This is a genomic window from Microbulbifer maximicatervae (SeqCode) (genome assembly GCF_052467955.1).
The window spans coordinates 2,564,300-2,584,955 of sequence record NZ_CP174329.1 but is presented as its reverse complement, the minus strand read 5'-3'; the positions used below and the strand labels follow the sequence as shown (position 1 = coordinate 2,584,955).

21 protein-coding genes and 1 pseudogene are annotated in these 20,656 nt (G+C 42.8%); 1 reads left to right on the top strand and 21 read right to left on the bottom strand.

Annotated elements, in window-relative coordinates:
* Positions 1-224: 224 nt before the first annotated feature.
* The 12 genes and pseudogenes from ACJJI5_RS11200 to ACJJI5_RS11145 all read right to left on the bottom strand — a co-directional run bounded on the left by ACJJI5_RS11200 (position 225) and on the right by ACJJI5_RS11145 (position 13,074).
* The gene (locus tag ACJJI5_RS11200) at positions 225-896 is read right to left on the bottom strand and encodes an IS4 family transposase (RefSeq protein ID WP_445356292.1); all 672 of its coding nucleotides are present in this window, start codon (positions 894-896) and stop codon (positions 225-227) included.
* A gap of 352 nt (positions 897-1,248) precedes the next feature.
* Positions 1,249-1,614 (bottom strand): hypothetical protein, encoded by a 366-nt coding sequence (locus ACJJI5_RS11195; RefSeq protein WP_445356291.1) that lies wholly within the window; start codon positions 1,612-1,614, stop codon positions 1,249-1,251.
* Positions 1,580-1,957, bottom strand: coding sequence for a DUF7674 family protein (locus ACJJI5_RS11190; RefSeq protein WP_445356290.1), 378 nt, complete (start codon positions 1,955-1,957; stop codon positions 1,580-1,582). The genes ACJJI5_RS11195 and ACJJI5_RS11190 overlap by 35 nt, the downstream gene beginning before the upstream one ends.
* Before the next feature lie 155 nt (positions 1,958-2,112).
* Positions 2,113-3,629: pseudogene (locus tag ACJJI5_RS11185) on the bottom strand (IS1182 family transposase).
* A 155-nt stretch (positions 3,630-3,784) separates the two neighbouring features.
* A complete protein-coding gene (locus ACJJI5_RS11180) occupies positions 3,785-4,339 on the bottom strand; it encodes a hypothetical protein (RefSeq protein WP_444897050.1) in 555 nt (184 codons plus the stop codon).
* 271 nt (positions 4,340-4,610) lie between these two features.
* Positions 4,611-4,961 carry a hypothetical protein gene (locus tag ACJJI5_RS11175; RefSeq protein ID WP_445356289.1) on the bottom strand — a complete coding sequence of 117 codons (351 nt, stop codon included), beginning with the start codon at positions 4,959-4,961 and terminating at the stop codon, positions 4,611-4,613.
* A 38-nt stretch (positions 4,962-4,999) separates the two neighbouring features.
* On the bottom strand, positions 5,000-6,292 hold the full coding sequence (ltrA, locus tag ACJJI5_RS11170) for a group II intron reverse transcriptase/maturase (RefSeq protein ID WP_445356309.1): 1,293 nt from the start codon (positions 6,290-6,292) through the stop codon (positions 5,000-5,002).
* Positions 6,293-6,858: 566 nt separating this feature from the next.
* The gene (locus tag ACJJI5_RS11165; RefSeq protein WP_445356288.1) at positions 6,859-7,542 is read right to left on the bottom strand and encodes a tetratricopeptide repeat protein; all 684 of its coding nucleotides are present in this window, start codon (positions 7,540-7,542) and stop codon (positions 6,859-6,861) included.
* Positions 7,543-8,282: 740 nt separating this feature from the next.
* The gene (locus ACJJI5_RS11160; RefSeq protein WP_444913298.1) at positions 8,283-8,891 is read right to left on the bottom strand and encodes an ankyrin repeat domain-containing protein; all 609 of its coding nucleotides are present in this window, start codon (positions 8,889-8,891) and stop codon (positions 8,283-8,285) included.
* 104 nt (positions 8,892-8,995) lie between these two features.
* Entirely contained in the window at positions 8,996-9,469 is a 474-nt protein-coding gene (locus tag ACJJI5_RS11155; protein ID WP_445356287.1) for a hypothetical protein, read from the bottom strand.
* A 158-nt stretch (positions 9,470-9,627) separates the two neighbouring features.
* Positions 9,628-11,184, bottom strand: a complete 1,557-nt coding sequence (locus tag ACJJI5_RS11150) for a transposase (RefSeq protein ID WP_445354760.1) — start codon at positions 11,182-11,184, stop codon at positions 9,628-9,630.
* A 525-nt stretch (positions 11,185-11,709) separates the two neighbouring features.
* Positions 11,710-13,074: an IS4 family transposase gene (locus ACJJI5_RS11145; protein WP_507018116.1), complete on the bottom strand. Its 1,365-nt coding sequence runs from the start codon at positions 13,072-13,074 to the stop codon at positions 11,710-11,712.
* Positions 13,075-13,491: 417 nt separating this feature from the next.
* Between ACJJI5_RS11145 and ACJJI5_RS11140 the strand changes: the two genes are divergently transcribed.
* Complete coding sequence (locus ACJJI5_RS11140; RefSeq protein ID WP_445356286.1) at positions 13,492-14,433, top strand: IS110 family RNA-guided transposase; 942 nt, start codon at positions 13,492-13,494, stop codon at positions 14,431-14,433.
* 54 nt (positions 14,434-14,487) lie between these two features.
* On the opposite strand, the gene ACJJI5_RS11135 is transcribed toward ACJJI5_RS11140, so the two are convergent.
* The 9 genes from ACJJI5_RS11135 to ACJJI5_RS11095 form a co-directional block, all read right to left on the bottom strand.
* Positions 14,488-14,775: a hypothetical protein gene (locus ACJJI5_RS11135; RefSeq protein ID WP_444911324.1), complete on the bottom strand. Its 288-nt coding sequence runs from the start codon at positions 14,773-14,775 to the stop codon at positions 14,488-14,490.
* 476 nt (positions 14,776-15,251) lie between these two features.
* Positions 15,252-15,659 carry a hypothetical protein gene (locus tag ACJJI5_RS11130; RefSeq protein WP_445356285.1) on the bottom strand — a complete coding sequence of 136 codons (408 nt, stop codon included), beginning with the start codon at positions 15,657-15,659 and terminating at the stop codon, positions 15,252-15,254.
* A gap of 125 nt (positions 15,660-15,784) precedes the next feature.
* The gene (locus ACJJI5_RS11125) at positions 15,785-16,084 is read right to left on the bottom strand and encodes a hypothetical protein (protein WP_444926028.1); all 300 of its coding nucleotides are present in this window, start codon (positions 16,082-16,084) and stop codon (positions 15,785-15,787) included.
* Between the two features lie 123 nt (positions 16,085-16,207).
* Complete coding sequence (locus ACJJI5_RS11120; RefSeq protein ID WP_445356284.1) at positions 16,208-16,744, bottom strand: hypothetical protein; 537 nt, start codon at positions 16,742-16,744, stop codon at positions 16,208-16,210.
* A gap of 94 nt (positions 16,745-16,838) precedes the next feature.
* Positions 16,839-17,285, bottom strand: coding sequence for a hypothetical protein (locus tag ACJJI5_RS11115; protein WP_445356283.1), 447 nt, complete (start codon positions 17,283-17,285; stop codon positions 16,839-16,841).
* A gap of 115 nt (positions 17,286-17,400) precedes the next feature.
* Positions 17,401-17,958, bottom strand: a complete 558-nt coding sequence (locus tag ACJJI5_RS11110; protein WP_445356282.1) for a hypothetical protein — start codon at positions 17,956-17,958, stop codon at positions 17,401-17,403.
* Positions 17,959-18,092: 134 nt separating this feature from the next.
* Positions 18,093-18,488: a hypothetical protein gene (locus ACJJI5_RS11105; protein WP_445356217.1), complete on the bottom strand. Its 396-nt coding sequence runs from the start codon at positions 18,486-18,488 to the stop codon at positions 18,093-18,095.
* Positions 18,489-18,632: 144 nt separating this feature from the next.
* Entirely contained in the window at positions 18,633-19,217 is a 585-nt protein-coding gene (locus ACJJI5_RS11100; protein WP_444907575.1) for a hypothetical protein, read from the bottom strand.
* A 39-nt stretch (positions 19,218-19,256) separates the two neighbouring features.
* Positions 19,257-20,621 carry an IS4 family transposase gene (locus ACJJI5_RS11095; protein WP_445356281.1) on the bottom strand — a complete coding sequence of 455 codons (1,365 nt, stop codon included), beginning with the start codon at positions 20,619-20,621 and terminating at the stop codon, positions 19,257-19,259.
* Positions 20,622-20,656 lie beyond the last annotated feature (35 nt).

Below are 20,656 nucleotides of genomic sequence, written 5' to 3'. Positions count from 1 at the left end.
TTGTAAGGCAACATCAAATAAAGACATATCTACAAAAACCTCGTTCGGCTTGCCATTATCATTATTGGGATAGTGTTGAATACTGCTCTTACTGGAAACTAAATTACTTTTTGTTCTAACCGAATAAATTTTAGAGAAGCTTGTGGCTATATCAACTGATTCCGGAGAACATGCGGGATGCCCCCAGCTATGGTGCTTAACGCCCGGCCTGTGTTTCATACACATCATTTAAGTCCATTTAAAGCCTCCGCTGCCTCCATATAATGGAGAAGCTTTGTGTACCCCCGCCAAACAGTTTTAACTCCGGGCTCACCATCGCCATTCCGTCCCAGAAAGCCTCCAAGTCCTGCCAACATACGAGTTATATCTCTCATACTTGGAGCTTCATTGGGTGGGGAGGTTTTAGCTTGCATTATCCATATCATACGCCACTCTTTTTCAGAGTAGAATTTCGTACACGACGTATCAGGAAGCGTTCGTGCTCGTGTTTTCATGGAGTGTAGACGCCACCCAATAATCATATAGATTGCAATACAGTTCAGCATTCGCTGCTCGGTTCTAAAGCGATTACTTTCTATCTGGCATCCGCCTTTCACCACTCTAAAATAGGTTTCAATTTCCCATCGACTTCGATACCACTCAATAATGATCCTCGCTTGCTTAAAGTCCTCAACTGCAAGATCGGTCAGCAGCATCCATTCAATACCTTTTTTGCCTTCTGGTGGGCTTAATTCCTTAGCAAAAACTGCGTAAATAGAAAGAGGTCGTTTTGATTTTCCTTTTCCCTGTAATCTTACTTCTGCAATGGATACACTGACCTTAGCTTCCCTTTCCGGCTCTCCATTCCTTTTGGGGATACCTACTGAGTATTTCCCGATGGACTTCTGTTTGGTCATATAGTCCCAACCAATCTATAAAAAATTCGAATTAACCAGATAATACCGTATACCGAAAGCGAGCCGACAATAAACCAAGACAAACCTATTTGCAGCCACGCCCCCCAATAAATTGTACCCTCACAATGAAACTCACATTGCGGATTATGCTGCCAAGCAACATATAGGCTAAGTACCGCAATAAATAAACCAAAAATGAGTGCTGGAATAAGATTGAATTTCATTATCTAACCGATGGCTCATAACGTTGCCAGCAAGGGCAGCCGAAGCGAAGCGTAGGCTGTCCAGCCCAGCCTCCGGCTGGGCGATCTTGCCTGGCCTGGTTATACGTGACCTCGCACTGTGAATAAAATTATTTCTTTCTAGGGCCGCCTGCAAAGTAGCCAGCCAAAATTAGTATGACGGCAATACCAAGCGTGTACCACTTGCTAACACTAGGGCTATCTGAGGGAACAACCTTGTAATAGCCATTTTCCAGTGTAGATTGCACCCAATTCAGCGGAACGAAATCCACTAACTCAGGAATTCCTGTAGCTATTGCTATCAGTGTGTAAACAAAGATCAAAATCCCTAAGTAAAAAATTATCTTAGCCATTCTCAATCGGCCGCATAATCGGCAGGCGATGCGCAGCATTGCCTGTCCGGTGGAAGCCCGTAGGGCTGGAACGAAATTCATGCGCTTGTTAAGTGTTTTTAGAGAAAAATTCTTTGAGTTCATAAATCGACTCTCTAGATTTTTTACCAAGCCATTTCTCAAATTGTACCGGCTTTATGCCACTGTGAGAGCCCACTAACAGTATCCCTTCAAGAAAACCAATTGTTGCCAACTCCGAAGTTTCCTCATCGTTAGATATTACACCTTTCTCTACAACACTAAATAGTTTATCGAAATCCGTATACTGGTTCGATACATACCTATTTATTATGTAATGAACAATAACAGAAATATCATTATAAAACCCTGGTATATCTCCTTCCCAGAAATCTAGATGTTCCTGCCAATCATCTTCTATATCGTCACAGGAACTAAGGAGTGCATTTATAAAGTCGATCTGATTCATATGACACTTAACGAGGCTGTAGAAAAACATTTTTAGGAGAAGCTGCCATTTCCCAGACTCCTCCAATTAAAATTTCAGCTAAAATTTATCTATACCACTAAATTTCTTTCATTGTATTAAATTTAGGCGTCTTGATGCCCTTAATTTATACTCAATCAGTGGATACTGCCATATCTCATCAATTTTTCAATGTTATGTACCAAGCAGAATATCTGCCATTGTCCCTGAACCTTACTTTTTCCTCGTAGCGAGAAGCGATTCAATCGCTTATTGGTACCAATGTTCCCAAACACTGGCTCGACAACAGACATTCGATGTCCATAAATGGTCTTGCCTTCGGCACTATCAACCCGCTTTTTCATCCAGTCGGTAGCTGTCCGTCCATTTGTCCAAGTAAGAGATACTTGCCTTCCGTGTCCTTTTCGAGAGTCAGCAGAACCTGGGTTTCGCATACATTGATTTTTAAGGCTGCATGCCCTGCAGTCAGTGAGGCGCCCTTCGAACAATAGCTTTTTCTTACCTTCACTGACATGCTCTTCCTTTAATAGAAGCATAGATTTTCCTGCCGGACAGATACAGGTTTTATTTTTCTTATTGAATGTAAATTCACTAGCAGGGAAAGTCTGCTGGACATTAGCCCTACCTTTTTGTTTACGCTTGCCATACTTGGCTTTTTGCTTAGCAAAAGCTTTATCACGTGAACGGAATTTATTGTCAGGTATGTAGGCATTGATGCCGCTCTCTCGCAGGTAGCTGTAGTTAGCGTCGTTGGAGAACCCAGTATCAGCAGTAATGATGACCTGTTTGGCCAAGATATCTTCATCTATTCCTAACTGCTGATAATGGCAATTGATGCCATCGAGAATAGGCTTCAATGTATGATGTTCTTGCCCCTCACCAAAGGCCTGTGCTTCAACAACTATCTGATGCTTCCTATCAACTGCGGCAACGCTGTTATAGCCCTGGATGGTTCCCTTGCTGGTAGTCATCTTGGCTGACTCATTGTCTGTGATATTACTTTTTACTTCTTTAGGGTTTTTACCTTGTCCCATCCTGGGGATTGATTCTTTAAGAACTGATCAATTTTATCAAAGTGTTTCTGAAGAGTATCAGCCGCTTTAGCTACCGCTTGTTTTCGCTCTTTTTCTTTAGGCTTCCTGCCATCAAGCCTCCTGTGCTCTTTGAGGCAATATTTGATCTTCTTGCGAATTTTTTCCTGCTTCTGTTCTAGTTCTTTAAAAGTTCCCGAATGTTCTTTGCTGGCATTGGATGGCATCTTGCATCCATCTATTGCAAAAAGTTCGTTGCCAAGCAGCCCCTGCTGATCGCAGACCAGTAACACTTGCTCAAACACCGACTCAATCGCATCAGGATAACTGCTTACGAAACTCGCAATACTAGTAAAATGTGGAACGGTATCGCATGACAGTGCTTTGAAGAGGATATTGTTCTCACATTGTCATTGAATTTCACGGCTCGAGGTAATACCTTTTGAGTAAGCAAACAATATGATTTTTAGTAGGATAGCCGGATCATAAGCGGTTCGCCCGCCGCAATCATCTTGATATTTTTTATGGAAGACAGAGAGGTCGATATGGTCATCAATCAGATGATGAAGTGTAAACTCAAAGGTTTCAGGTTGTAGTTGTTCTTCGAAATTGATGACGACCATTGCATCTTAGTTGTAATCGTAACGTTTGAAATTGGGCATATGGATAATCTCGGCATCAAGACCTCCATTTTAACAAAAAAGCTACCTTTTAAGAGTTTTTCTACAGTCTGAAGGCAAAAAGCAGCGGTTTATTCGCTGCCTTTGATTGTTATACATTACCACTTGACAGAAAGAGGGTCGCCATCTGAACACATATCTTTTTCGACTTTATTTGCATGTATTTTATTTTTTTCTCCATTAGTAATTTTGTATACAGAAACTTCACAGCGCTGTAAAGCTACGCCTACAAAGATATTACGCTTCCCTCCGATACGCTCATTAACAACTATATATTCCTCACCTTTTTCAGGGACAAACGAAACGAAGTCATAACATCGCTTAGCCCAACCACTATTGTACCAACTTACAATAGAGCCTGTGGCCAATTCCTGGCCTGGCTCTACATAAATACTTTTGCTTGCCCCTAATTCATCTACAGCAGAATATGTACTCCCCTCTTTGCATACCAAAGGAAAGCCTTTTAATGGAACTCCTTCATAGGACTCATATTTAATATCAGCACTAAATGTTATTTTCGCGCTACCCGTTTCATTACGATCTTCATGGGAAGGAAAAGCTGCTGCGTAACCAGACTCTGAGAACGGCCTGGTGGTGCAAGCGTATAATAAGAAAATAATAAAAAATATTGGTATTTTAAGTATTGATTTCATGTCTGGCACCTATAATGAGGGTGTAGAAAAACGCAGCCCTCTTTTTGTATTGTGCTTCTACGTAAAAAAATAGCCTACTTATCAGTGAAAGATAAACCAGAAATCACGTAGAATCATCATTTATGGTTGATATTCTATCATATTCGAGAGGGCAAATATATACATTAGTTTTCAACAGCCTGAACGACTACAACAGGGGCGGCTGGAGCGTAGCGTAGGCCGTCCCGCGAAGGGCCAAGGGCCCGTAGCAGCCTGCTTGTAATTGTTAATTTTAACTTCCAAAGGCCGACCACCATTCACTAAACACAATTACACCACACAATAAAGTAAGCCAAACCCAAATTGGGAGCACTCTACTTAATTTTGCTTTCCTTAATTTCAGTGGATCTTTGTGAAACACGAAAATATATTTATCTCCTTCAGGGTATTGCTCTAGGTATTCACCTACTTCTTGAGCATATTTTTCCGGGATTAAACTTATATTTTCATACTCGACTCCGTTCAATTTGTATTTGGCTCTTTGAGCCTTAAATTCATCTACGCTCTCGTCCATGTTTTCTATATTGAATCTGGGATCATCACCAGAGATACCATACTCGAATCTTCTATATTTTGGAGCCATAACTCTTTCTCAAAACATAATCGGGATAGGGAGGCACCTCACGATGGCTCTCCTCCCACACCACCAGGCATACGGATCACGTACCATGGCGGTTCAATTCTATTCCCCTTCCTATCTGCCAATTCCGGCAGCCCCAAGTTCCTAAAGTATCTATTTGGCAATGCTCTGTAAAGGGCAGGACTTTTGCTTAGCCTCCATGGTCCATGCGCTGATTTGGCCGTGTTCCACGCTAAAAAGCGATCAACACCCAGCCTTCTTAATCTGCGGTAACCACTACGTCCCCATTGCTTCCATAAATAACATCGCAACTTCCGCCTTATCCACTTGTCCAGATCTTTCAGAGGGCTCAGTACTTCACTGATGTCAAAGTACGCTTTCCAACCAAGCAGGGACTTCTTTAACTCTTCTATGATCTGAGTAAACTTGCGGCCTCGTGTTCGGCGGGTGACCATTCTGATCTTTGCCTTCAATTTATTAATCGATGATTCTGATACCTTTATCCGGGCATCCTTCTTCAGCAATCTAAATCCTAGAAAGCTCCGCTTCCAGAAGTGATCCTCTGCACTCTTCTCAGTATTTACTGTGAGCTTCAGCTTACATTTGATGAAGTGCGTAAGGCTTACTTTTATCCGCTCTGCAGACCGACGACTTCCCACCAGAATTTGAAAATCATCGGCATATCGTACAAAACTGAGTTGCCGCTTGTGCAGCTCCCAGTCCAGTTCATTAAGCACAATGTTCGCTAGAAGCGGAGATAACGGCCCACCTTGCGGGACGCCTTTTGTTGTAGCTATTACCTTGCCATCGACTACCGTTGGCGCTTTTAGGTATCGGTTTATCAACCCCAGCACATCAGCCGGTATTCCGCTTTGCTTCAGTGTTAGCATGAGCTTGTCATGATTCACTTCATCAAAGAAGGATTTCAAGTCCATATCGATCGTCCAGCGCTTTCCTTGCCGAACAAAGTTTTGGACCTGTCTAATCGCCTGGTGTGCCGATCGATTTGGTCTAAAACCAAAACTAAGAGCATGAAACTTCAGCTCCCATTGCTCACTGAGTATCTGTGCGATAGCTTGCTGGATCAATCTATCTTGCACCGTTGGTATACCCAATGGACGCAGGCCTCCATTGCCTTTTGGTATAAAGACGCGTTTCACCGGTTGAGGACGATAACTACTACTAAGCACCTTTTGTCGGGTAGCAATCCAAGTCTGCTTAAGATGTTCCGGCAGTTGTTTTACCGTCATACCATCGAGACCTGGCGCACCCTGGTTACGAGAAACTTGTTGTAATGCTCGAAACAGATTATTCCTATCTAGAATTCGCTGCATTAAAAGAGATGGGAAATTGGACAATGTATGATTAAGTTTCCAGTTTGATGTTCACCCAGAAAAAAAATTTTTTTTCTCTGGTAACTAAGTTACTTGTCAGATGCAGTCATCAAGCTCTGCGTTAATAATACTGTCCAGAATTGTTCAGGCCTTCAGTAGCACGAAATCTACCTACTATGCCCTCTGCTGACTTCTATGGATCGGTCAAAACCAATCTCTCAGTTTTCAGTTACTCCATTAACAACCCATAGACCTCCCAGGGTAAGACATTTAACTTTCTTCACGTAGATGCTGGATTTATAAAAACGTAGGCCAATTGTGGATGGAGAGCTTTATGGTCACGTGCCCACTGGCTCCACCTGCGTCACACCTCATATCCAGTTCTTGTTCATCACCCCGTGAATTTGCGTTGGGCTTCCTCCAGCCAATACCTCGCGATATTAACCTTGCCCTTTCGCTAACCTTCGGCTCCACGAATACCTGGTAAGAGGGCTTTCACCTCTCTAGTTAAATGCCATGCCTGGCACACACGCCTATATCAGGTGCGCCGTATGCGTCACCTGGATTTACTTGTTAGCTGCATATTTTAATTTGTACTCTTCAGCAAGTTTTTCGGCTTTGCTGATATCAGAGCCTAAAATTTCTTTGAGTTGGGCAAGGTTTTTTAACGCTTGACCATCTCCAGCTTCGGCAGGCATTTTGATCCATGCATAAGCTTTAACATAATCAAGTTCAACGCCATGTCCTTGAGCAAACATAAGCCCGTACTCGTTCTGTGCTTGAATAACACCACTTTCAGCTGCACTCCCATACCATTGAGCCGCTTTTTCTTGGTTCGGCTCTACACCAAAGCCTTTACGATAAAATTGACCAAGGTTGAAAATACTTTGCAAATCACCAAGTTCTGCTGCTTTTTCAGTGTACCTAAATGATGAATTTGGATCTTGCTCTACACCGTCACCCTGCATATACATAAGGCCCAAATTAGCAATAGAAGGTAGATACCCTCCTTCAGCAGCTTGCTTGAAGAGCTTTACTGCAATCTCTAGGTCTTTTTCGACTCCTAACCCTTGGTAATACAAGCTTGCAGTTAAATGCTGACCAGCAGGGTCACCTTTTTCAGATTCAGCATTAAACATTACAAATGCTTCTTTGTATTTTCCTGCATGATAAAGCTCTATTCCTTCATCAAGACCCGCATATGTGTTCATTGAAATGATTAATCCTACTACTGAAATTATCTTCTTCATTTACTCGTACTTTTAGGTGTGGGAGTAGCTAACGCCTCAATAATGGGCCGGAACGTAGCGGCGAAGCCGCGGAGTGGAGGTCCAGCCCCGCAGGGGCGCCATTGATTGATTTGTTATGCATTTGCTGGATTTAGAAACTGATATCTTATATACCAGTTGCCCTTAGTTGGCACAATGCACTCCGATTTTATTCTGGGCTCTTGGCTCAGATTGCAGACTGGAGAGCTTGGTGTGTTTTTATAGCGGACAGCATCAATTACACACTGTAGGCCTGCACACTCTTCGAACGCAATGTACGAGACTAAACCCTCTTTAGTCATTTGTGTTAGATACAGTGGTAGAGCCTGGAAGAGTGGATATATTTTTATCTTATCGTCTTTCTTTAGTGGTATGCATTGGGCGCCCTTAGAGGGCTTTGCGCAAAGTGAGCCATCTATGTATTTGTACTCGAAGTATTCGGGGTGTTTTATAAGCTCAGAATACAGAGCCTCGGCTAGATCATGCTTTTCGATCATGCCATCTCGGCTTTCTCCGAGACGTGGATAATTCTCAGCCTGTGAAAAGCAACTAGCGAGAAGAAGAAAGATAAGGCTGAGTGATTTATTCATTTGAGTGCATAACGCCGCCAACAACGGCAGACTTGTTGCTGTGTTTTTTGTGCTAAAATGGCGAAGCCATGCACAAAAAGTGCAGCAGCAAGGCTGTCCAGGGAGCGCAGCGACTGAGGTTGCTTGGCCTTGTTAAACCAGATTGTATTCATTTAATTTAAACTGCTCTATGAGTTCGTAAGCCGTTTTCTTCTTTTGTGTTTTCATATTAGGGTCAGCACCTGCTTCAAGTAATACACGAAATAGAGACTTAAACTGTGAATACACAATACTCGCTTGTTTATCAGTAAATTCTCTACCTATTATTTGCCTAGTATCTAATATTGCTCTTGCCAAACAGCTATTGCCGTATGAATCTTCAGAATTTACAGATGCACCATTCTCGATAATATTTTGTAAAGCCTTTAGAGCAATTTGAAAATCCTTTTCACTATCAGCCAAAGCATAAGTATTAAACGCTACTCCCCTGATACAGTCATGAATAACAGGAGCATTCCATTCGTTTATAGTAGATTGCTCAATAAAGTTGACATCAGCTCCTTTAGAAATAAGATAGTCTGCTATCTCATAGCTCCCAGTTTTATAAGCCACGTGCAAAGGTGATTGCCCATCATCTTTTTTGGGTGGAGAAGAGCTACATGCATTAATAAGTTCAGGAATCTGATTGTAAAGTTCTTTAACTAAGTCAAGATTGCCAGCTCTAACGGCTTTAAAAAATGCCTTAATATCCTTTTTTAACATATTTCATTTCTTCGATAATGATGAATAGGGTTTAACGACCGCCGCAAAGGCCGACCGAAAGGGAGGTCCAGCACCATGAAATGGTGCGATTTTGCCGGCGCTTGTTAGGCATTTTTAATCTCCAAACTCGGAAGCTTTACTTTTGGTATCGGCTGACCCGGCCTCCAATCAGGAGGTAATCTCGGGCCTCTGAGCTGGAACGGTTCTTTTGGAAAGGTGCTTTCTATAAATCGCTTATTTGTAATATTTTCACTAGGACACACTTCGATGACTAAATGCGTAGCTGTTACTGCAAAAGGAGAAATATGTATCCACTCTGGGTACCAACCTTTTTCATTTAGAAGTGTATCAATCACTTTCTCAGACTCTACAAACAATCTAGTATTAGGCAGCTTAACTTTACCTAGCCCAGGCTCCCACTCCTGATCATCAATATCAAAAACGCGATAAAACAAAAGCTTATCTGGAAGTGGACCGATGCACGACTCTTCATTACATCTTTTTACGCAGCGGGTGACCTCTTCTAGAAACATTTCTAGAAAAGCTTCCTTCGTAAACGTTTCTTCAATTAGTTTCATAGCTTTACGCCTAACGAGGCTGTAGAAAAACAGTTTTAGAAAAAGCTGCCAATCCTCAGGCTCCTCTAATTAAAATTTCGGGCTAAATTTAGCTATACCACCAAATTTCTTTCATTGTATTAAATTTAGGCGTCTTGACGCCCTTAATTCATCCTCAATCAGTGAATACTGCCATATCTCATCAACTTTTCAATGTTATGTACCAAGCAGAACATCCGCCATTGTCCCTGAACCTTACTTTTTCCTCGTAGCGAGAAGCGATTTAATCGCTTGTTGGTACCGATGTTCCCAAACACAGGCTCAACAACAGACATTCGATGCCCATAAATGGTCTTGCCTTCGATACTATCAACCCGCTTTTTCATCCAGTCAGTGGCTGTCCGTCCGTTTGTCCAAGTTAGGGATACTTGCCTTCCATGTCCTTTTCGAGAGTCGGCAGAATCTGGATTTCGCATGCACTGATTTTTAAGGCTGCATTTCCTGCAGTCAGTAAGGCGCCCTTCGAACATTAGTTTTTTCTTACCTTCACTGACATGCTCTTCTTTTAACAAGAGCATGGTTTTTTCTGCTGGACAGATGCAGGTTTTCTTTTTCTTGTTGAATGTAAATTCACTAGCAGGGATAGTCTGCTGGACATTAGCCCCACCTTTTTGTTTGCGCTTGCCATGCTTGGTTTTTTGCTTAGCAAAAGCTTTATCACGCGAACGGAATTTATTGTCAGGTATGTAGGCATTGATGCCGTTCTCTCGCAGGTAGCTGTAGTTAGCGTCGTTAGAGAACCCAGTATCAGCAGTAATGATGACCTGTTTGGCCAAGATGTCTTCATCTATTCCTATATGCTGATAATGGCAACTGATGCCATCGAGAATAGGCTTCAGTGTATGATGTTCTTGCCCCTCACCAAAGGCCTGTGCTTCAACGACTATCTGATGCTTCCTATCAACTGCGGCAACACCGTTATAGCCCTGGATGGTTCCCTTGCTGGTAGTCATCTTGGCTGATTCATTGTCCGTGATATTACTTTTTACCTCTTTAGGGTTTTTACCTTGCCCCATTCTGGGAGAGTGATTCTTTAAGAACTGATCAATTTTATCAAAGTGTTTCTGCAGAGTATCAGCCGCTTTAGCTACTGCTTGCTTTCGTTCTTTTTCTTTAGGTTTCCTGCCATCAAGCCTCTTATGCTCTTTGAGGCAATGTTTGATCTTCTTGCGAATTTTTTCCTGCTTCTGTTCTAGCTCTTTAAAAGTCCCCGAATGTTCTTTGCTGGCATTGGATGGCATCTTGCACCCATCTATTGCAAAAAGTTCGTTGCCAAGCAGCCCCTGCTGATCGCAGACCAGTAACACTTGCTCAAACACCGACTCAATCGCATCAGGATAACTGCTTACAAAACTTGCAATACTAGTAAAATGCGGAACGGTATCGCATGACAGTGCTTTGAAGAGGATATTTTTCTCACATTGCCATTGAATTTCACGGCTTGAGGTAATGCCTTTTGAGTAAGCAAACAATATGATTTTCAGGAGGATAGCTGGATCATAAGCTGTTCGTCCGCCGCTATCATTTTGATATTTTTTATGGAAGACAGAGAGGTCGATATGGTCATCAATCAAATGATGAAGTGTAAACTCAAAGGTTTCAGGTTGTAGTTGTTCTTCGAAATTGATGACGACCATTGCATCTTGGTTGTAATCGTAACGTTTGAAATTGGGCATATGGATAATCTCGACATCAAGACCTCCATTTTAACAAAAAAGCTACCTTCTAAGAGTTTTTCTACGGCCTGAACGTTGCCAACAAGGGCGGCCGAAGCGTAGCGTAGGCCGTCCAGCCCAGCTCATAGCTGGGCGAGCTTGCTTGGCCTGGTTATGTGCTGCTGTGTCATCCATGGCTTCCAGACTTCAACATAGATTCAAATAAAATTATTAAAAAAGCGCCACTTATAACTGGTAAAATTATTCCGGAGATAAGAAAAATAACAGCCAATGAGTGACTACCCATCTTATAGCGTCTATAACCCTCCATGAACGGATACAAGAAGAATCCTATTAGCACGCTATACAAGATGAACTCCGGGACCTTCAGTAAAGCTCCGCCCCCTAACCTTTCTAGGCCCAGGAGATAGATTATTGGATAAAGCAAACCGGCCATGACAAAAACAACTATTAGGTAAAGCCATTTACTCAAAGTTCATATCTCTTCGTTGAAGCACATAACGCCAAGTCTGTGTTTTATACACATTATTTAAGTCCATTTAGAGCTTCTGCTGCCTCTATATAATGAAGTAGCTTGGTGTATCCCTGCCAAACGGTTTTAACCCCTGGCTCGCCATCCCCTTTACGCCCCAAAAAACCTCCTAAACCTGCCAACATACGGGTTATCTCCCTCATGCTTGGGGGTTCATTTGGTGGAGTAGTTTTATCTCGAATCATCCATATCATACGCCATTCTTTTTCAGAGTAGGCACTTGTACACGGTGCGTCAGGAACTCTTCGTGCATGCGTAGTTATCGAATGTAGCCGCCATCCAATAATCATATAGATCGCAATGCAGTTCAACATGCGCTGCTCTGTTCTAAAACGGTTACTTTCTATCTGGCATCCGCCTTTCACCACCCGAAAATAGGTTTCAATTTCCCACCGGCTTCGATACCACTCAATGATGACCCTTGCCTGCTTAAAGTCTTCAACTGGAAGATCAGTTAACAGCATCCACTCAATGCCTTTTTCACTCTCTGGTGGGTTTAATTCTTTAGCCAATACAGCATAGAGAGAAAGTGGTCGTTTAGATTTTCCTTTCCCAAGTAGCCGTATCTCAGTAGTGGATACGTTGACCTTGGCTTTTCTTCCAGGCTCTCCATTCCGTTTGGGAATATCTACCGTGTATAGACCGACAGATTTCTGCTCATTCATATGATCCCAAAGCAAAACCGTTTCTTCTCCATCGAGCTCTAAAGTGCGATTGGCCTTAGCTCGAACGATATAGCTCGCCCGCCGCTGTTCACTTTGATCTTCAGCCAGTTGAAACCACTCATGAATATCACCCTCTCTATCAGCAATACTCACAATTGTACTTTCAGGGCAGCGCTCCTGTATCTGACAAGCCGTTTCGTAATGGTCTAGCCAGCGTCGACTCTCCTTATCCTTTATCGACTTGGTATAACGGGAATTAGAGCTTGATTCCTTGTCTCTCTGCCACATACTACCCTCAACAACACCCAAGTTAATTCTTGATGGCGTTATAGCGATGGAGGTGTGCAAGAGTTGCTGATTGGTCTCTTTCCGCCTAAGTGTTCCCATCTCTTTACTTTCTAAGTCAGTGGCAAAATTTAGAAAGGTGGTATCTTGAGGGATAAGAACAACGGGCTGCGCCTTGATTCTCTCAAGAGTTGCCGATTTATGGCCGCTCATAATAGAGTCAAAATTGACTTTATCATTTTCGATAAAGCGATAAGCTGCAAACGTTTCTGCCCAAGTTTTGTTTGCACAGGGAATGCTATTCTTTGGATCTGAACTTAAACTACTAAGAATATTGGACAAGCGCTTATTCAAGCGTGTATCACCCATAACCTGATTTTTTACTTCGTCCATGACCCAGTCCTGCATAATAATCCAATCAAATCTGTAATTCATGCCAGGTCAAACTGTAACTTATTGATTTACATAATAAAACCGGAAAAACTTGTGTATAAAACTTAGCGCCAAGTTCAGCAGCAGTTTGTGGAGCGGAGCAAATGTATTATAGCGTAGCGACAACACATTTGAGCAGTGGAACAAACTGTCCGTCTGCAACGCCTTGTATGGTCGTTCTTGCCTGATTCTGATGTTGAAAATCCTTTTCGTTAACGGGTAAATTGAGACCCACCTTCGGCGGCCACCGAAGGCCTTGTTTGTCACAGTTCGTTGCTGCGCCGGTTTATAAAGACCGTTAACAAGTAGGAACGTGACAGACACTCACTAGGCATAACTCGGATAGTCATGTGGGCCTCGAGCCCGAATAGCAAGGCGGAGATAGCTTATCTTATGGAACCTCAAGAGATCAATGTCGGTATCGATACCAGCAGTAAACAACTCGATATTTATGTGAGACCTACTGGCCAATTCTTTAGTGTTGCCAATGATAAAAATGGCATTAAGGATGCCATTAAACAATTACAACCTCTTAAACCCCAAAGAGTACTAATAGAGTCTACAGGAAGACTCGAATTAGAGTTTGTTTGCGCCGCCGACAAAGCAGGATTACCTATTGTTGTTTGCAATCCTTCTCAGATAAGAAGCTTCGCTAAATCCGCAGGGCGTCTCGCCAAAACCGACAAGCTAGATGCAATGGATATTGCACATTTCGGTGAGGCCATGAAGCCAAGGCTATCGACGCTAAAACCAGAAAAACTTAGGGAGATCAGTGACTTACTGGCGGTAAGAAGTCAGTGTTTAGAGATGAGCACAATGCAAAAGAATCGGCTTCAGAGAATGCCAAAATCAGTACACAAACCTATACGGACCATTCTAAATACCATCAAGAAAGAGCTACAAGGTATCGACAAGCAACTAGATAAACTGGTTAACAGTGTGTCTGAGTGGCGGCAAAGGCGCGACTTATTGTTGAGTGCTAAAGGGGTCGGAAATGTATTGGCTTATACGTTGATGAGTGAACTTCCCGAGCTAGGAAAATTGAACCGTAAAGAAATCGCTGCACTTGTCGGTATCGCCCCGATGAACCGTGATAGCGGCAGCTTCCAGGGAAAGAGATATATTCGGGGTGGAAGGCATCGTGTACGAACGGTTTTGTTTGTTTCCATCATGTCGGCCATACAGCATCATCCCAAACTAAAGCCGATGTACAAGCGATTAGTCGACGCTGGCAAACCTAAAAAGGTCGCTCTGATTGCCTGCATGAGAAAGCAGATTACGATCCTGAATACGATGGTGAAAAATAACACCTACTGGGATGAAAGTATGGCTTAAAAACTTGACGAGCAACCATAGTCACTTGTTAGGCGGCTGCTCCCATAACTCGGTTCAATAATTTTCTTTCTGTGCAATTTCCCACACTTTCAGAAACTCTTCTTCCGTTAATTCTACAAGATCAAACTCTTTCTCAAGACGAGGTATATCTCCCTCAGGAAACTCCGGTTGATCAGTAAAAAAGTATACCTCATTATTTTCGGTGTCAGGTGTCGCCCAAAAATGGCATCCATCGATAACGTAAATTTGCCTCACGATTAGCTGGTCTACAACTTCACAAAGGAATGCACCTTCCTCACCTTCCATGCCCTCAGCATACGATTTATAAAATCTTCGATTCATGGTTTTATTTAACCCTCATCGCCTAACGCCCGCAATAACCGGCCGGAGCGAAGCGGAGGTCCGGCGGAAGCCACAAAGTGGCTGGAGCGAAGTTAATTGCCTTGTTATGTGCATACACCGCAGGTCACCTACGGCCCTTTTTTTGAGTAAAAATACCAGTCCATTTTCTTAGTCCATGCTCCCCAACTATCAATAACAAAATGATTGCGACAACCAGCACCCACTTGGGCATTGATAAGGCCTCAACAATAATTCCTGCGATAAACGTCGGCAGTATTATGAACAGTACCCAGTAACATGGTGTGATGTACTTTTCATTCATTGGCTACGTATTCTAATTTCAATTTAAGCACGGAACGTATAGCACCTGACACATAACGCCGTGATATGAGGCCGGAGGTGCGAAGCACCGAGGTCCGGTGGAGGCCCGTAGGGGCGGAACGAACATCATCACCTTGTTAGGCGAACAATCTATCTTAGCTACCATAGTTTTCTCTACACTTGCTGCAGTAAAGAACCTCTTTTGTCTTTACACTTTCAACCCAGCAAGGCCCATAAGCCACAACATTAGCATAAGGATATTTTTCATTAGCAGTTCGCTGCTCCGCTTCTGTAGGAGATTTTCTTGTACCATAAATGATTTCAACATCATCTAGCTCAAACTCAACTTGATGTAAATGGCAGTATTGAAACAGCGACCATATTTCTGGGTATGTTTTTTGGCCTAGATCATACTCGCTAGCAAATTTTTCCCATTCAATCTCTTGTTTGAATTTAAGGCGATCATTTTCTTTGCTTGAGCAACAAATAGTGGACAGAAAGCTCACATACCTTTCTGTGCCAATGAACTCTTCAAACTTTTTTCTTATGTCGCTAATTTCCATCAGGGACTCGATTCTCTTGGACGCCTAACGCCCCGCAGCACAGGCCGGAGGTGCGAAGCACCGGAGGTCCAGCACACGAAGTGTGCGATTGTGCCTGCGTTTGTTAAGTGACTCACATACAGTTACTAAATACGCCACCATACCTCATCACCAGATATACATAGCATTACGTCTTTAAATACACGTTTATCCGACATACGCACCAATTGCAGTTTTAAATTATCAATTGCAACAAAGGTATCTTCTGATTCTTCAGAATCGAATTCTTCGGTTTCTATAAATTTCTGAGCTTTTTCAAAGAGATTACGGTATTCATCAAAAGGCGGAGTTGGAACCAACACACCTATGAACCAAGGCTGATCAAGGTCTATTTGTGTTAAGTCGGCCAACTTTTGGTCTTCTTTGTATAGTTCCCAGATATTCATTTTTCACTTAACGCCGCGCTCAGAGGCGGCTTACTTTGGGCGCTTTATGCGCGAAAATAGGAGCAAAGCGACTGCGCATAAAGTGCACAAAGTAAGACGTCGCCTTGCAGCGCTTTGTTAGGGCTAACCCCGGGCACTGCCTCTATGCTTAAGCCAAAACCCAGAATGATGCTGTGCAACCGACAGCCCTAAGTAGAAACGCTCGATGTTCAGCTGTGATTTTGGAAACGTGAATTCACGCACGAACATCGATTGCAAGAGTACTAGTGCCGCCCCTATCTGGGTAGAAGACTCCGGCCCATGCCCGCTATTTATATAGCTGGGAAAAAAGTCCATCATTTCCCTGAAATGAAGGCGAGCCATTGCAACAGCAATTTGTGGGCTAACCATACTACCATTTTTGAAGCGGTTCTTTAGCTCTTCCAGGTGCGACTTATTCTCCGAGACAATGAGGCACATACATGCAATTAAGTGCGAACGCCAATTCACATCAAGTAGCAGAGTTTCATAACCTGTATGTTCGGTTTCAAGCTCAGTAGCTAGAGCACTAAAGATAGAAAGATCACTTTCTACTTCAAATGGTTGAAAACTCAAATCAAAGGCCTTCAGGTAGAAGCTACCATCATTACTGAGCTCTTCTAACCTCTTAAATACGTTCATCTACCAATTGCCCTAACGCTTTTGTAAACGGCGAGCGACGCAAGAGCGAGTCCAGCGGAGCACCGAAGGTGTGTAGCGGTGTTTGACAAACTTGTTAGAAGTATTGTGCAAAGTGCTCATCAAATGACCTGTAGCGACCAAGACAGATCGTATCAAACTCGTCTAGATCTCTTTTCTTGAATACACCAATATTTCTTAATGCTTGGTTAATACCGCCTTCAGTTTCTTCCATTACAACTTTACTATCAGAATACACCGCAGCGTATTGCTTACCGATACCACCAAAGTAGTCGGTAAAAATAATTGCATACCTCTTTAAGCCCAGCTCTTTAGCAAAATAATGGGTAACAGGGCAGTTTAAAACAATTTTCCCATTACTTTCATTTGATATTAACAGTTTTTCTGCCCAATGATCTGAATGCCCTGCATTTAGACCTACGATCGAGAACCCCTCATGGTTGACACACGGCAACTCGAATTTCCTTAGTAGCTCTGCATCGATATCGCCTTTGGCTACAATTGCTTCTATATGATGCCCCACGAATTCTCCTTCGTACTTCTAACGCCGCGATAATCGGCTGGCGCTGCACAGCAGCGACAGTCCGGTGGAGGCCCGCAGGGCCGGAACGAAATTCATCGCCTTGTTAAGTGCCATACTATCGCACCAGGCGCCAACCTTTTTCAGCCGCTTTTGCATTAATCTTTTTCCCAACAACCTGAGCCACTGGACTGCATGGATAGGCTACCTGACTCACACTGCTATCGTCGAAATAAACTCTACCATTTAAATCTTTACCAACAAATAGAGTTTCATATGCCAATCTACGCCTGCGCTCGTGTTTGCTGCCATCAAGATCAATAAAGCAGAGCTTCTTGGGTGCAACATAGAAATCTATACCTTCTTCCTCAAGTGCTTGCTTAAATTCTTCAACACCCCAGCCAGAAACTTCTGAAAAATCAGAAAATTCTAATTCTCGAAATCCAAAGTTACCTGTAATCGCGTCTAAGATATCCCCATCAAAGTAAAATACCCACGGGCCGTACCCCCACATATTTGCATTTCTATAAGTTTCAATTTTATCTTTAGTATCGCTTCTAGCCCAACCAGTAGGGACTCCCAGTATTGTGAGAACATCTTGCTTTGATGCACCAACAGCCAGCCCCAAAAAATTTCCTGTATTCAAGAAGTTGATGATATTTAGAGAATGACTCAATTTTATGTACTCAAGAATGGAATTAACGCCCAGCGCAGGCGCAGACAGCGCGGAGCAGCTTTTGTGTTAATGTTTGAGCGCCAGCGAGTAACACAAAAGGTGCGTAGCGTTGGCTGTCGCTCTGCCGCTGTTTGTTAGGCACTACGACGCACGAAGGTGATTTCGAAGTTATCACCGTCCCAATTTGTTAGTGTGCCGAACCAATCTTCACGAACGAAGAATTCATTTTTGAGTGTGCTAGCATCTATACCGGCTTCTACCGCATTTACATCGCTCGTTCTTGCAATAACAGGACGAATAACTTGTTCATTTGCATGTGCCTCTTGTAACTTAGCTTTTAACTCGTTACTTCCTGGCCCTTTCCATCTTGTGACAAAGTCAATGTACTTGATGGTATTGCCTTCTGGCTTTGTAAATCTATGCTTCCAAAGGCTAATAACTAGCTCGCCGTCCGAGTTCTCTGCGGACACGGACCAATTCACATTTTTCAACTTTGCTTTGTATCTAGCAAATGCTTCTGTATACAACATGTAATTACACTCGATTTTTCTTGTATGCCTAACGCCCAATTCAGTGGCCCGATGCGGAGTGCTTTTAATTATGTTGTAATGTAATGAAAGCATAATTAAAAGCGCGGAGTATCGGGTCCGACTGCAATTTCTTGTTATGTGCTCTTACTCCGTTTTTTTGAACCAACCGTTTTCTCTTGAACTAAGTTCCTGCCAGGACTCTCTACTTAGAATTTCCATATTTGAATGCTTAGTACCTACTAATACTTTTTCAGAATCCCAGGACAGTACTTCTTCTAGGTCTTCAGGAGGAACACCACCAAATTTCGGGAAATACTCCGGTTTAAATGCCCATACTCCACTTTCGATAGCTTCGACCAATTGCTTAACATTCTTCGGTTCAGCGCACAATATTGGTAAAGTACAAATTACTTTAGATATTTCTTCCGGCTCATAGTAATCATCATCGAGAACCCAACCCTCATCTCGCCATAGATAAAATGTCGAGCTAGCTTGTGATACTACAATTGCTGTTTCAGAAATATTTGGACCGCACTGGTAGAACACAGAATATCTAATTTCATTAATATCAATGACTCTAACAGAAATTTCAGAGGAAATGGGAACCTCGTCGATTATCTGAGATAGCAAATCTGCAATTAATGGGTGCGCAGCCCTAATGGAGCTTTGAGTCTCCAAAATTTGAGCTAGGCGCTTCTCGATACTTTTTCTTAAATCTATGACTCTCATCCTCTTGTCACATAACGTCTTGCCTGTGTTTTATACACATCATTTAAGTTCATTTAAAGCCTCTGCTGCCTCCATATAATGGAGAAGTTTAGTGTACCCCTGCCAAACGGTTTTAACTCCAGGCTCACCATCGCCGCTCCGCCCCAGAAAGCCTCCAAGTCCTGCCAACATACGAGTTATATCTCTCATACTTGGAGCTTCATTTGGTGGGGAGGTTTTAGCTTGCATTATCCATATCATACGCCACTCTTTTTCAGAGTAGACTTTCGTACACGACGTATCAGGAAGCGTTCGTGCCCGTGTTGTCATGGAGTGTAGACGCCACCCAATAATCATATAGATTGCAATACAGTTCAGCATTCGCTGCTCGGTTCTAAAGCGATTACTTTCTATCTGGCATCCGCCTTTCACCACTCGGAAATAGGTTTCAATTTCCCATCGACTTCGATACCACTCAATAATGATCCTCGCTTGCTTAAAGTCCTCAACTGCAAGATCGGTCAGCAGCATCCATTCAATACCTTTTTCCCCTTCTGGTGGGCTTAATTCCTTAGCAAAGACTGCGTAGAGAGAAAGAGGTCGTTTTGATTTTCCTTTTCCCTGCAATCTTACTTCTGCAATGGATACACTGACCTTAGCTTCCCTTTCTGGCTGTCCATTCCTTTTGGGGATACCTACTGAGTATTTCCCGATGGACTTCTGCTTGGTCATATAGTCCCAAAGTAAAGTCGTATCTTCTCCTTCGATCTCTAAACTACGATTAGCCTTGGCTCGAACAATATAGCTTGCACGCCGCTGTTCATTTTGATCTTCAGCTAATTGAAACCACTCATGAATATCCCCCTCTCTATCCGCGATGCTCACAATCGTGGTTTCAGGGCAGCGCTCTTGTATCTCACAAGCTGATTCATAATGGTCTAACCAGCGTCGACTCTCTTTATCTTGTATCGACTTGGTATAGCGAGAATTAGCACTAGATTCTTTATCTCGCTGCCACATGCTACCCTCAATAATACCCAGATTATCTCTGGATGGTGTTATAGCGATAGACGTATGTAGGAGCTGCTGATTAGTCTCTTTGCGTCGGAGTGTTCCCATTTCTTTGCTTTCTAAATCGGTAGCAAAATTTAGGAAAGTGGTATCCTGAGGGATAAGAACAACTGGTTGAACCTTGATTCTTTCAAGAGTGGCTGATTTATGGCCACTCATAATGGAGTCAAAGCTGACTTTATCATTTTCGATAAATCGATAGGCTGCAAAGGTTTCTGCCCAAGACTTGTTTGCACAGGGAATGCTACCCTTTGGGTCGGAACTTAAATTACTGAGAATATTGGACAAGCGCTTATTCAATCGTGTATCACCCATAACCTGATTTTTCACTTCGTCCCTGACCCAGTCCTGCATAATTATCCAGCCAAATTTGTAGCCCCTATAACGTA